The following is a 13,225-nucleotide window of genomic DNA, read 5'->3' on the forward strand; positions in this document are numbered from 1 at the left end:
CGGTACGGGCAGCCGCCGCGGCCTTGCCGCGGGCGGGCGCCGCGGTTCTCCCATCCGCGTACGGGAAGGCCGCCGCCGTGACGTACTCATGCCGGAACACAGACCGGTTCACACACCGGATCACAGGTCGGATCACAGGTCGGATCACAGACCGGATCACAGACCGGAACATGGACCGGCCCACGGATCGGATAGCAGGAAATAGCCATGCCGCCTCCAGTTATTCGCGCCCCGCCCCACCTGCGCTGATATCCGTTCGGCGCATCCGTCTCTTCGCTCGTTCCGCGGGCAGTGCCACAGGAGTACCCGCACGTTCACCGGCGACACCTGTTCCGCTTCATCCGCCAATCAAGTGAACGCCTGATCAGCGTGGTAGTCGATGCCTAAAGACTTCTCGCCCTCTTGTCCTTTGTGCCGCAAGGAAGTTGATCAGCAATCAGCTGACGTGCGGTAATTCGCGGTGCGCGGCCGAAGGGGATTGGCGCCGTGCCGTCACGGGCAGTTGCCTGTCCATGGTCGCCGGTGAAGTCGATCATGTAGATCCCATCGATCACCATGAGGCGCCGGTACTCGACGCACTGGTCCGTTACCGCGAGTCGGGCCGAGGCTCTGATGGCCGACGCCGTCCGCGCGTCCGTCGAGTCCGTCGAGTCCATCGAAGGGCTGCACGCCGACGACGCGGCGACCGCGGGAGCGCTGATCGAGGCCCTGCGCGACCTGTCAGGGAACGCGCAGCGGCTGCGCCCGGCCCCCGTCATCGGCGTCCCACCGGGCCGCGATCTCCGACTCGAACAGGTGTGTCTGGCGCGCTACGCGTTCTTCGGCCCCACCGAGGCCGTGCCGCTGGCGGCGGACGCCGGGCGGGTGGCCGCCGAGATTCTGACCCCGTACCCGCCCGGCATCCCCGCCGTGCTCCCCGGCGAGCGGCTGACGGACCCCGTGCTCTGGTATCTGGGGACCGGCGTCGCGGGCGGCATGAACCTTCCGGACGCGATGGACCCGACACTGCGGACCGTACGCGTGCGGAAGGAGGACTGAGAAGGCGGCGGGAGGCGGGCTGAGGAGGAGGGTGGTCCCGCTCAGCTGATGGAGTTCGGCGAGAGCGCGGTGAACCAGAGGAAGATGACGGTCGCCACGCCCATGATGGGCGTGAGGATCTCCGTTTCCAGCTTGTTGCCGCTGTGCTGGATCACCACGATCTCGTAGCGCTTCTTGTGCGGCCACAGCCACGGCGCGCCCATCTTCGTGATGGAGTCGCCCAGCAGGTGCGCCAGGCAGCCCAGCCCGACGGCGTACGGCAGCCAGCCCGGGGCCGAGGGGATGAACTTGGCGAGCACCGCCGTACCCATCCCGGCCATCGCCACGATCGTGCCCCAGGCGGAGAAACCGTGCCCCGGCGGACAGAGGTTGAGTGCCCGTACGGCCAGCGCCAGCAGGAAGAAGGACATGCCGAGCGTGAACGGACGGCCCAGGTAGGTCACGCCCGCCCAGCAGCCGGCGGTCATGAAGGCCACGAAGAACAGCGAGTGCGTGGCGTGCCGGTGGCCGCCGGAGATCCAGGCGACGAAGCGGCACAGCGTCTTGGAGACCGGGCCGAGGAAGTTGGCGATGGTGCCGTCGTGGTGGTCCAGGTCGGGCAGGAGCGCGGCACCGGCGCAGAGCACGGTGCCCATCAGTATCTCCTGCGGCGAGAGGTGAGTGTGCATCAGCACGGGTGGCAGGTACGACGCGGTGCCCGCGAAGATCAGCGCACCGCTCATGGCGTGCGAATGGCCCATCATCGCGCGTTCGTTCCTTCCCGCCCCGGTGGCACGTTCATGACGTGCCCTCACTTTCGGCAGAGACGCTACCAGCCTGATCAGAGCGGGTACGCGAAGGGTGCGGGGCGGCGGGCAGCGCGCTGAGGACCCGGTAGGCAGCTCGCGGGAGGGACGGCGGGCTCCGCCCTCGGGACCGGCCGGAGATACTGCCGCCGGGCCTCACATGGATTTCCGCGGTGTCCCGCGAGGGGCCGCCAGCGCCTGCACGTCCGTGTAGGAAACGGGGGCGCGTTCCGCGGGCAGGCCGTCGCGGATGGCGGTCGCCGTGGTCACGGCCGCCGCCAGGGCGTCGCGGTAGAGCAAGGAGCCGAGACTGATCCTGCGCACGCCGAGTGCGGCAAGGTCGGCCACGGTGGGTCCGGTCGGCGTGTACAGGATGTTCAGCGGCACGGTGAGGGCCGCCGTCAGGGCGGTGATCCTGTCCGGCTCCGACAGCCCCGGCACGAATGCCCCGTCCGCGCCGGCCTGTTCGTACACCGCCAGGCGCCTCGCGGTCCCTTCCCCCTGGATCTCCTGGATCTCCTGGATCTCCTGGGGCTCTTGGGGCTCTTGGATCTCCTGGGGCTCCTCGGCCTCCTGGCGTCCGAGCCAGTAGGTGTCGGTGCGAGCGTTCACGAACAGGGCGGGCACGGCGGCCTTGACGGCGGCGATCTTCGCGGCGTGCAGTTCCACGGGGGCGAGGGTGCCGTCCGGGCGGCCGTCTTCGAGGTTGATTCCCGCGGCGCCCGCGTCGTGCAGCCTTCCGGCCAGCTCGGCCACTTCCTCGGGGTCATCGCTGAAGCCCCCTTCGGCGTCGACGGTGAACAGGAAGGGGCCCTGCCCGAGTCGACGGGCCAGAGCCACGGTCTCCTCGGCGGTCGCCGCCGCCCCGTCCGGCAGGCCGGCGGCCGCGGCCACGCCGAGGCTTGTGGTGCCGATCGTCTGGAAGCCCTGTGCCGCCAGGAGGGCCGCTGAGGCGTAGTCCCAGGCGTTGGGCAGGAGCAGCGGCGTGGCCTGGTGGTGCAGGCGGGCGAAGGCGGTCGGCGACAACATGCTGTGCGTCATGGCACCAACGCTAGGGCCGGAACAGTTCGACAGCCGCCGAACTGTGTCTGCGGCATGACGGCCCTCATGCCCCGCTCGCCGAGACCGCCGGCCTGTTCGCCGACCGCGCCCCGGCCGCCCTCTGCCCGGACTCCCGGATCAGGTGCGCGAGTTGTCGCACGCCGGGCACGAACGATGATTCGGGCGTGTTGCCGTACCCCAGGACGAGCCCGTTGTGGGCGGAGTCCGCGAGCAGCGAGGAACGGGACAGGGGCCAGGGGGCCATCCGGTGCTGCCGGGCGGCCCGGGCCACGCGCTGATCCGGGAAGTCGGCCGGCAGCCGGACCGTCAGGTGCATGCCACTGTCGCCGCCGGTTACGGTGTGCGGCACGTCGAGGTGTTCGGCCAGCGCCGCCCTGAGCGCGTCCCGGCGGCCGCGGTACAGGCGGCGCATGCGCGCAAGGTGCCTGCTGTACTGGCCGCTCTCCATGAAGTGCGCCAGGGCCAGCTGCTCACAGCGGTGCCCGCCGCGCAGCATCTCGTCCACGACCGGCGCCACCTGGTCGACCAGTGGCTCGGGCAGCACGAGGAATCCCAGGCGCAGCGAGGGGAACAGCGTCTTGCTGAAGGTGCCCACGTAGAGCACGGGTGCGTTCGGCGTCATGCCCTGCATGCAGGCCAGGAGTTCTCCGCTGTGGCGGAATTCGCTGTCGTAGTCGTCCTCCACGATCCAGGCGCCGTGGTCGCGGCACTTCTCGATCAGGTCGAGGCGCCGGGAGGCCGTGAGGACCGAACCCGTCGGGTACTGGTGCGCGGGGGTGGTGTAGACGAGGCGCGGTGGGCGGTCCCTCCAGTCGGCCGCGGAGACGCGCAGGCCCTCCGCGTCGACCGGCAGGGGGAGGACGTCCAGGTCGCCGGAGGCCAGGGCGGTCTGTGCGCCGCGGTAGCCGGGGTCCTCGATCCAGGCGGTGTCTCCCGGGTCGGTGACCAGCCGGACGCACAGCGAGAGCGCCTCCTGCGACCCCTCGGTGATGACGACCTGCTCCGGGGAGCAGCGCACGCCGCGGGCCAGCGCGAGGTGGCGCAGGACGGCGGTTCTCAGCGCCGGCTCCCCCTGGGGCGGGCCGTAGCCCAGCAGACCCGTTCCGCCCTGCTGGAGCGTCCGGTCGAGGGAGCGTCGCCAGGCCGCCAGCGGGAACTGGGCCAGGGCGGGCACCCCCGGCGCGAAGGCGAGGGAGTCGACGCCCTCCAGCGGGGGCTTGCGGATCCGGGCGCTGCGCTGCGACAACGTGGGTGGCGCGGGCGCGTGGTGGGCGCGGCTGTCGGGCTCCGGTCGGGCCAGCGCGGCGACCCGCGTTCCTTGTCTGCTGAGCTCGATGTAGCCCTCGGTGCCCAGCACGTCGTAGACGAGCGTCACGGTGTTGCGGGAGATCCCGAGCCCGCCTGCGAGGGCGCGCGAGCCCGGCAGGCGGCTGCCGGCGGGCAGCCGGCCGTCGAGGACGGCGGTGCGGATGCGGTGCAGGAGCTGCTTTTGCAGGGACTCCCCGTCGTGGGCGCGGGACAGCGGTTCCTGCTGAAGGAAGTCGAGTTGCGGCCCCAGGTCCTCACTGCTGGAAGTCGACACTGCCCGGTCTCCTCTCGTACGACGCCCGCCTCCCCAGGTCCGGGCCTCCAAGACCGGGCTCCAAGACCGGGCTCCAAGACCGGGCTCCAAGACCGGCCTCCAGGCCCGGCCTCCAAGACCGGCCCCCAAGACCGGCCTCCAGGACCGGACCTTGTGGCCCCATGGAATGGCTCCATTGTGGACCTTATTAGGGGTCCACGCCAAACCTAACCTGACAGGGGCGATACGCACAGGGAGAAGAGAATGTCCGCACGTCTGAACGAATCCGTGAACGGCAGTGAGTCCTCAACCCTTCGCCGCACCAACCGGGTGGTGGTCGGTGTCTCCGGTTCGCCCGGCAGCCTGGCCGCGCTGACCCGGGCCGTTCAGGAGGCCCGGCGCCGCGGGCACCTGCTCGTACCGGTGAGCACCTGGACGCCGAGGGGCGGCGAGGCGGCAGCGCGACGCGCACCCTCGCCGGAGCTCGACGCGCAGACGGAGCGTGCCGCCGAGGAGCAACTGAGGCGTGCTATCGCCTCCGCGCTCGGGGGCATGCCCGAGGACGTACCGGTGGCGCCGACCGTGGTGCGCGGCTCAGTCGTCGACGCTCTCGTCTCCCTCGCCGACCACCCCGGCGACCTGCTCGTCCTCGGCGGCGGACCGCGCCATCCGCTGGTCAGACTGGTGCGGGGCGGGATGCGCCGCCAGGTGACGGCCCGGGCACAGGCCCCCGTCCTGCTGGTCCCGGAGCCGACCGTGCCGCGCGGGACACGCCGCCGGCTGCGGAACCTGACCGCTGATGACTTCCGCCGCGGGGCAGCCGACGGCCTGGCCGCTTAGCGAGTGCGCTGCTTAGTGATTGCGCCACTTAGCGAGTGCGCCGCCTAGCGAGTGCGCCACTTAGCGAGTGCGCCGCCTAGCGAGTGCGCCGCGCATCCGATGCACGGCAGAACCGGGGTGGACCCATGGAATGACTCCTTTGTGGATCTTATCGAGGGTCCACTGGTTGCCTAGCCTGGCAGCAGCCAACACGAAGCGGGAGAAGAGATTGTCCGCACGTCTGAATGAATACGGCCAGCCCGTCGGCCACCCACTGCCCGGCTGGACGGCCCGTCCGGCGCCCGCCCGGGTCACCCTCGACGGCCGCTCCTGCCGGGTGGAACCGCTGGACGCGGACCGGCACGCCGACGACCTGTACTCCGCCTACGCACACGCGGCGGACGGCAGGGACTGGACGTACATGATGGCCGGTCCGTTCGGGAGCCGGGACGACTACCGCGACTACGCGGTGACGGTGACGCGGGCGGACGACCCTCTGCACTACGCCGTCATCGACCTGCGCGACGGCAAGGCGGTGGGCACCCTCTCCCTGATGCGCCAGGACCCGTCCAACGGCGTCGTCGAGGTGGGAAACGTGGCGTTCTCGCCCCTGCTCAGGCGGACCCCGATCTCGACGGAAGCACAGTTCCTGCTGATGTCCTACGCCTTCGACGAGCTCGGCTACCGGCGCTACGAGTGGAAGTGCGACAGCCTCAACGAGCCCTCGCGCAGGGCGGCGCAGCGGCTCGGTTTCACCTTCGAGGGGATCTTCCGCCAAGCCGTGGTCTACCGGGGCCGCAGCCGGGACACCGCCTGGTACTCCGTCACCGACTCCGAGTGGCCCCAGGTCGGCAAGGCGCTGCGGGAGTGGCTTTCGCCGGACAACTTCGACGCGGACGGCCGGCAGAAGCAGTCCCTGTCCGCTGTGCGCGCCTGCGATGCGAACCCCGAGGCGGATCGGGCGCTCTGAGGTTCGGCATGGGATACCGCAGGAGCTCGGCGCATCCCGTGGAGCGCGCGCGAGTACGGCAGCGGACAGCCCACGGCCCCAGAGGCGTCCTCGCCCTCACGGGGCTCGTCACCGCCATCGCGCTGATGGACTACAACGCGCCGATGCCCACGCTGCGCGCCATGGTGACGGACTTCCACACCCCCGTTTCCGAGCAGGCCTGGCTGCTCAACGGGACGCCGCTGGGCCTGGCGGCCCTCCTGCTCGTCGCGGGCAGCCTCGCGGACGACTACGGCCGGCGGCGCGCCTTCCTCATCGGCACCGCGGCGATGAGCCTGACCACCGGCCTCGGCGCGCTCGCCACCTCCACACTCACGTTCGCCCTGAGCCGTATCGCCCTGGGCGCGGCGTGCGCGTTGATCATCTCCAGCAGCCTGGGCCTGATCGCACACGCCTACCCGGCGGGCCACGCACGCGTACGCGCACTGGGCATATGGGGCGCGTCGTTCAGCGCGGGCACCGCCACCGGTCCGCTGATCGCCGGCGGGTTCGCCGAAGTCGACTGGCGCCTGGGGTACGTGGTCTTCGCCGCCGTCGCCCTGCTCCTGGTCGGCGCCGCCGCCCGCGTCCTCCGCGAGTCCCGGAGTCCGCGCGGCGGCCGGCCCGACATGCCCGGCGCCCTGGCGCTGGGAGCGGCGCTCACCGCCTTGCTGAGCGCCCTGACGCTGGGGCGGGATGGCTGGTTGCGCGCACCGGTCGTCTCGTTGTTCGTGGCGACGGCGGTGCTGGCCGCGGTGTTCGCGCGGATCGAGCGGCGCAGTACGACCCCGATGATCGACCCGTCGCTCCTGCGGCGGCCCCTGTTCCTCGCGTCGACCACCGGCGCGCTGTTCACCGGCCTCGGCGTGATCGGCCTGTACAGCTTCCTGCCCGCCGTACTACAGGAGACCATCGGCATCCCGGCGATCGGCACGGCGTGGCTGCTCCTGCTGTGGGCGGGCGTCTCCTCCGTAGTGGCGTTGCAGGTTCGACGGCTGGCGCACCGCGTCCCCGCTCTCCGCCAACTCGCCCTCGGGTTCGTCCTGAACGCGGCGGGCGCGCTGGCCATGCTCGGCGCCGTACCCGCGGGCTCCTGGCCGCGACTGGTGCCCGGCATCGTGGTATCCGGGATCGGCACCGGTCTGCTCAACGCCGCTCTGCCACGTCTCGCCGTGGACAGCGTGCCGCCCGAGCGGGCCGCGATGGGCTCCGGCGCCAACAACACGGCCAGGTACATCGGCTCCGCGGTTGGGGTCGCCTTGACCATCACCGTCGCCACCGCATTCCCGGGGCGGCCGGCCCATGGCGCGGACCTGGCCTTCGCCGTCTCCGCCTGCCTCTCCCTGGCTGGAGCCGCCACCGTGCTCGCACTGGGCGGCCGGCCTGGCTCCCGCCGAGCGCGCCGATCATGATCGCTCTCGGCGCCGACCACGGTTCGGCCGCCGCGCCCGGGCCCGGTGACGCCTCCTGACTGATTGGCCATCAGGTTCCGGACCCGTGCCGCGAAGAGACTCCGGCTGACCCCGCATCAGATTCCGGACCCATGCCTCGACGGGGCTTCGGCTGACCCCACATCAGGTTCCGGACTCCCCCGCGCCCGCCCCTGATGCGCCGCCGATCCCGGCCCCAGCGCGGCCACCGGCCCGCCTCCCACCCCCGAAACCCGCCCAATCCGACTGTGATGTACCCCACAATCGATGTCTCATCGATAGGCACACAGTTATGTGGGCATGACAATTTTATCTCTATTGCGTTACTCGGGGATGGCGGGCGTGAAAAGCCGCGGTCCGTTGGGCCACTAGGGGCGAAATGCCCGGCAGTGGGCACGCCGCACGCGGACGACGGAGAGTAACCAGCTGTAGGAAGTGGACAGTTGACCTCTCGGAAAACCGTCCCGTCTACTACGCACCATCAGCTGGTTGACCGATCACGCAGTCGGGAGAGCCCATGAGGATGCCGGGTCCAAGACCGTCCAACGCGCCCTCCGCGACGCCCGATTCCGCTCAGCCCGCGCCCGAGCGCGGACGCCCCTCCCCCGAGCCGCCGCGGACGCCTTCCGATTCACGTCCGCCCTCCGATTCGGGGCCGGGCCCCGTCATCGCGGTCAACCCCGTGCACCGGCCGTCGCCTCGCCTCACGGCCGCGTCCTGCGCGGCGGGCGCGCTCGGCGTACTGGAACTTCCCACCGCCGACCCCACGCGGGCCGCCGAGCTCCTGGACCGTACGGACCGCTGGTCGCCACGGCCGTTCGGCGTACGCATCCGCCCCAACTGCCCTATCTACGCCGCCGATTTGCCCGCTACGGCGACGACCGTGCTGCTCGCCGACCCGGACCGCCGGCCCGACGAGTTCCCCGGCCGCCGCGTCCTAGCCGAGGTCACCGACCTCGCCGAGGCCGTACGAGCCGTCGAGACCGGGGCCTGGGGGCTGATCGCGCGCGGCACGGAAAGCGGCGGCAGAGTCGGCGAGTTGAGCACGTTCGTCCTGCTGCAACAGCTCCTCGGCTCCCCGGGCATCGATGTGCCCGTCTGGGCCTGGGGCGGCATCGGCGTACGGACCACCACGGCCGCCGTCGCGGGCGGGGCCGCGGGCGTCGTGCTCGACACCCAGCTCGCGCTGCTCGACGAGGCGGAACTTCCGCTGGAAATCGCCGATGCGCTCGGCGGGCTCGACGGCTCGGAGACCGTACTGCACCACGGCACGCGCGTACTCATCCGTCGCGGGCCGGGGACTCCCCAACTACCCTCCGCACGAGCCGAGTTCTTGGAAGCGATCGGCGGGGACGACCTGCGGACCCAGTTCCTGCCCGTCGGTCAGGACGCCTTCCTCGCCGCCTCCTTCGCCCGTCGCTGGACGACGGTCGGCGAGGTCGTACGCGGCATCCTGGCCGCGCTTACCGCCACCGTCACTGCCACCGCCATCGCCACCGACGTCACGTCCGCCGCCGCGCTCGGCGCCCACTCCCCCGGCGCACGCGCATTGGGAACCCAACTGCCCGTAGCCCAGGGCCCGATGACCCGTGTCAGCGACCAGCCCGCGTTCGCGGCGGCGGTCGCGGAGGCGGGAGCGCTGCCGTTCCTCGCGCTGGCGCTCAGCGACGCCGAGCAGACCAGGACGATGCTGGAACGCACCCGCGAGGCGGTCGGGGACGCGCCCTGGGGCGTCGGCGTCCTCGGGTTCGCGGACGAGGAGGTGCGGGCCGCCCAGCTGGAGGTCGTACGGCGGCTGCGGCCGACCCACGCGATCATCGCCGGGGGCAGGCCCGCGCAGGCCACGGACCTGGAGGCCGCGGGCATCGCCGCCTTTCTGCACGTACCGTCGCCGGGGCTGCTGCGGCAGTTCCTCGCGGCCGGGGCGCGCCGGTTCGTCTTCGAGGGCGCGGAGTGCGGCGGGCACGTCGGGCCGCGCAACAGCTTCCCGCTCTGGGAGGCCCAGATCGAGGTCCTGCTCGACTTCATGGCGACTGCGTCCGCCGGAACGGCACCGGGTGGAACGAACAGCCCCGCCCCCATCACCGTTCTCTTCGCGGGCGGCGTGCACGACGAGCGTTCGGCCGCGATGGTCGCCGCCCTCGCCGCGCCGCTGACCGGCGCGGGCATCGCGTTCGGCGTGCTCATGGGCACCGCCTATCTGTTCACGGAGGAGGCGGTACGGGCCGGCGCCGTGCGGCCGCTGTTCCAGCGGCGGATGCTCGCCGCCGAGCGGACCGACCTGCTGGAGACCGCGCCCGGCCACGCCACCCGTTGCGCGCACAGCGCGTTCACCGAGGACTTCGCCGGGCTCAAGGCCGAGCTGCGCGCGGAGGGCGTGCCCGACCGTGAGAGGTGGGCGCGGCTCGAAGAGTTCAACGTCGGCAGGTTGCGGCTGGCCAGCAAGGGCATCGAGCGCGTCGGGGCCGAGCTGCACCCCGTGGACGAGGGCCGCCAGGACGCCGAGGGCATGTTCATGGCCGGTGAGGTGTGCGTGCTGCGGGACGAGGTCACCACCGTCGCCGCGCTCCACCGGGCGGTGGGCGACGGGGCCGCCGCGTGGCTACGGGACCGGAACGGGGCGATCCGCGAGGCCCTGGGCCTCCCCCCGGAGCCGGAGACAGAGGATGCCGGGCGGCCCGCCCCCGAACCGCTGCGGATCGCCGTCGTCGGCATGGCCGGCATGTTCCCCGGCGCGCCCGACACCGCCGCGTTCTGGGCGAACGTACTGGCCGGCAAGGACTGCGTGACCGAGGTGCCGGCCGAGCGCTGGGACCCGGAGCGGTACTACGCGCCGGACGGCGACGGCGCCCGCACCCCGTCGCGGTGGGGCGGGTTCCTGCCCGAGATCCCCTTCGACCCGCTGCGCTACGGCATCCCGCCCGCCTCCCTGAGCAGCATCGAGCCGGTGCAGCTGCTCGCGCTGGAGGCCGCCCGGCGCGCCCTCGCGGACGCGGGCCACACCGAGCGGGACCACGCCCGTACGTCGGTGGTGTTCGGGGCAGAGGCGGGCAGCGACCTGTCCAACGCGAGCACCCTGCGCACGGTCCTGCCCGCGTACGTCGGCGAGCTCCCCGCCGCGCTCGACGGCCAACTCCCGCGTCTCACCGAGGACTCGTTCCCCGGCATGCTCGCCAACGTCATCGCGGGCCGGATCGCCAACCGCCTCGACCTCGGCGGCGCCAACTACACCGTCGACGCCGCGTGCGCGTCCTCGCTCACCGCCGTCGACGTGGCGTGCAAGGAACTGGTCGCCGGGACAAGCGACTTGGTGCTGTGCGGCGGCGCCGACCTCCACAACGGCATCAACGACTACCTCCTCTTCTCCTCCGTGCACGCCCTCTCCCCCACCGGCCGCTCGGCGACCTTCGACCGCTCGGCGGACGGGATCGCGCTCGGCGAGGGCGTCGGCTGCGTGGTGCTCAAGCGGCTGGCCGACGCCGAGCGCGACGGGGACCGCGTCTACGCCGTGATCGACGGGGTCGGCAGCGCCAGCGACGGCCGCGCCCTGGGCCTGACCGCGCCGCGCCCCGAGGGCCAGCGCGCCGCACTGACCCGCGCGTACCGCAACGCCGGGATCTCACCCGCGCAGGTCGGCCTCATCGAAGCGCACGGAACGGGCACGGTCGTCGGCGACCGTACCGAACTGGCCACGCTCACCGAGGTGTTCACCGAGGCCGGCGCCGATCCGGGAAGCTGCGCCATCGGCTCGGTCAAGTCGCAGATCGGCCACACGAAGTGCGCGGCGGGGCTGGCCGGGCTGATCAAGACGGTCCTGTCGCTGTACCACGGCGTACGGCCGCCGACCCTGCACCTGCGGCAGCCGAACCCGGCGTGGGACGCCGACCGCAGCCCGTTCGTCTTCCACTCCGCGGCCCGCCCCTGGCCCGCGGAACCGGCCGAGCGGATCGCGGGGGTGAGCGCCTTCGGTTTCGGCGGCACCAATTTTCACGTCGTTCTACGCGCGTACGCCCAGGCCCCGGCCGCCCACGCGCTCGACGAGTGGCCGGCCGAGCTGTTCACCTTCCGCGGCAAGGACGAGGCCGCCGCGCGGCGGGGCGTCCGTACGCTGCTCGGTCTGGTCGAGAGCGGCGGGGCGTGGCGGCTGCGTGACTACGCGCGTAGCGCCGCCCGGCGCAGCGATGCGGCGGGCGCACGGGGCGAGCCGGTCCGGATCGCGCTGCTGGCCGACAGCGTGCCGGACCTGGTCGGCCTGCTGCGGAGGGCGGCCGAGGGCGAGGACGATCCAGGGGCCGGGCTGTACACGGCCGGCCGGGCCCACAGCACTGACGGATCTGACGAAGAGGCTCTCAACGAGGCAAAGTTGGCGTTTCTGTTTCCCGGTCAGGGAAGTCAGCGCCCCGGCATGCTCGCGGATCTCTTCGTCGCCTTCCCCGAGTTGCACGGCCGCCTGCGGCTCGGCGCGGCCCGCTGGGCGGACACCCTCCACCCGCCCACCGCCTTCGACGACGCGACGGCCGCCGGTCAGCTCGCGCGGATCACCGATACCGCCGTCGCCCAGCCCGCGCTGGGCATCGCGGGGCTCGCCGCCGCCGAACTCCTCGCCACCGTTGGCGTACGCCCGGACATGATCGCAGGTCACAGCTACGGCGAACTCGTCGCTCTCGCGGTCGCCGGGGCCTTCACACCCGAAGATCTGCTCACCGCGAGCGCCGCACGCGCCGAGGCCATCCTCTCCGGGGTCCGGGCCCGGGGCGGCGACCCCGGTGCCATGGCGGCCGTCACGGCGTCGGCGGAGGAGGTCAAGAAGGTGCTGGCGCTCGCCGGGCTCACGGGCGAGGTCGTCACCGCGAACCGCAACTCCCCGCGCCAGACAGTGATTTCAGGTCCTACTGCGGCAGTGGACGCGGCGATCGGCCACCTCCGAGACGCGGGGCTCGCCGCGAAGCGGCTTCAGGTGGCGTGTGCCTTCCACAGCCCGCTGATGGCCGGTGCGGGCGACGCGTTCGCCCGCACGCTGGAGACGCTGCCCGTACGCGCGCCGTCCGTTCCCGTCTGGGCCAACAGCACGGCCGCCGCGTACCCGGCCACCGCGGACGCCGTACGGGCCGGACTCGCCGAGCAGATCGGCGCCCCGGTCCGGTTCGCCGAGCAGATCGAGGCCATGTACGCGGCCGGGGCGCGGGTCTTCGCCGAAGTGGGCCCCGGCCGGGTGCTGACCCGGCTGGTCTCCGCCGTACTCGGCGACCGCCCGCACCGCACGGTCCCGCTGGACGGCGGCGGCCGGCGCGGCGGGCTGTACGGATTCCTCGCCGCCGTCGCCCAACTCGCCGTCGCCGGGGTCGACATACGCGCCGGGCGGCTACCAGGGACGGAGAGACGACGCCGGCGGATGTGCCTTCCCTCGGAAGCGGGGAGTGGTGCCCCACCCGCCGTGCCTTGGCGGGCCTCAACGGCGCCAGCACCCCCACCCCTCCGCCTGCCGCAGCTCGGAAACGTCCTGCTGCCCGCCGGGCGCTGGCCGAACAGCGCAGCTACGAAC

The 13,225-nt window shown here is 72.3% G+C and carries 8 protein-coding genes; 5 read left to right on the forward strand and 3 right to left on the reverse strand.

Translation table 11 applies throughout. From position 1 onward, the window contains the following. Positions 1–555: 555 nt before the first annotated feature. A complete protein-coding gene (locus ACFU99_RS14405) occupies positions 556–1,038 on the forward strand; it encodes a hypothetical protein (protein ID WP_384390784.1) in 483 nt (160 codons plus the stop codon). A 41-nt stretch (positions 1,039–1,079) separates the two neighbouring features. On the opposite strand, the gene ACFU99_RS14410 is transcribed toward ACFU99_RS14405, so the two are convergent. From ACFU99_RS14410 to ACFU99_RS14420, 3 genes are all read right to left on the reverse strand, one after another. Continuing rightward, the gene (locus tag ACFU99_RS14410) at positions 1,080–1,781 is read right to left on the reverse strand and encodes a metal-dependent hydrolase (RefSeq protein ID WP_384390787.1); all 702 of its coding nucleotides are present in this window, start codon (positions 1,779–1,781) and stop codon (positions 1,080–1,082) included. 198 nt (positions 1,782–1,979) lie between these two features. Further along, positions 1,980–2,864, reverse strand: a complete 885-nt coding sequence (locus ACFU99_RS14415; RefSeq protein ID WP_384390790.1) for an isocitrate lyase/phosphoenolpyruvate mutase family protein — start codon at positions 2,862–2,864, stop codon at positions 1,980–1,982. A gap of 64 nt (positions 2,865–2,928) precedes the next feature. Beyond that, positions 2,929–4,467, reverse strand: a complete 1,539-nt coding sequence (locus ACFU99_RS14420; RefSeq protein ID WP_384390793.1) for a PLP-dependent aminotransferase family protein — start codon at positions 4,465–4,467, stop codon at positions 2,929–2,931. A gap of 243 nt (positions 4,468–4,710) precedes the next feature. Here ACFU99_RS14420 and ACFU99_RS14425 point away from each other — a divergent pair, with 243 nt between their 5' ends. The 4 genes from ACFU99_RS14425 to ACFU99_RS14440 all read left to right on the forward strand — a co-directional run. Continuing rightward, the gene (locus ACFU99_RS14425) at positions 4,711–5,286 is read left to right on the forward strand and encodes a universal stress protein (RefSeq protein ID WP_384390795.1); all 576 of its coding nucleotides are present in this window, start codon (positions 4,711–4,713) and stop codon (positions 5,284–5,286) included. Positions 5,287–5,494: 208 nt separating this feature from the next. After that, complete coding sequence (locus ACFU99_RS14430) at positions 5,495–6,235, forward strand: GNAT family N-acetyltransferase (protein ID WP_384390798.1); 741 nt, start codon at positions 5,495–5,497, stop codon at positions 6,233–6,235. An 8-nt stretch (positions 6,236–6,243) separates the two neighbouring features. Further along, positions 6,244–7,665, forward strand: a complete 1,422-nt coding sequence (locus tag ACFU99_RS14435) for an MFS transporter (protein WP_384390801.1) — start codon at positions 6,244–6,246, stop codon at positions 7,663–7,665. Between the two features lie 700 nt (positions 7,666–8,365). Beyond that, on the forward strand, positions 8,366–13,225 hold a 4,860-nt coding region (locus ACFU99_RS14440; protein ID WP_384390803.1), incomplete at its 3' end, for a beta-ketoacyl synthase N-terminal-like domain-containing protein.

The sequence above is a fragment of the Streptomyces sp. NPDC057654 genome, from assembly GCF_042800135.1.
GTDB lineage: Bacteria > Actinomycetota > Actinomycetes > Streptomycetales > Streptomycetaceae > Streptomyces.

Excerpts from the sequence above, each read along its gene's own strand:
- ACFU99_RS14415 (WP_384390790.1), bottom strand. The coding sequence starts at position 2,864 with ATGACGCACAGCATGTTGTCGCCGACCGCCTTCGCCCGCCTGCACCAC.
- ACFU99_RS14410 (WP_384390787.1), bottom strand. The coding sequence starts at position 1,781 with ATGATGGGCCATTCGCACGCCATGAGCGGTGCGCTGATCTTCGCGGGC.
- ACFU99_RS14425 (WP_384390795.1), top strand. The coding sequence starts at position 4,711 with ATGTCCGCACGTCTGAACGAATCCGTGAACGGCAGTGAGTCCTCAACC.
- ACFU99_RS14405 (WP_384390784.1), top strand. The coding sequence starts at position 556 with ATGAGGCGCCGGTACTCGACGCACTGGTCCGTTACCGCGAGTCGGGCC.
- ACFU99_RS14435 (WP_384390801.1), top strand. The coding sequence starts at position 6,244 with ATGGGATACCGCAGGAGCTCGGCGCATCCCGTGGAGCGCGCGCGAGTA.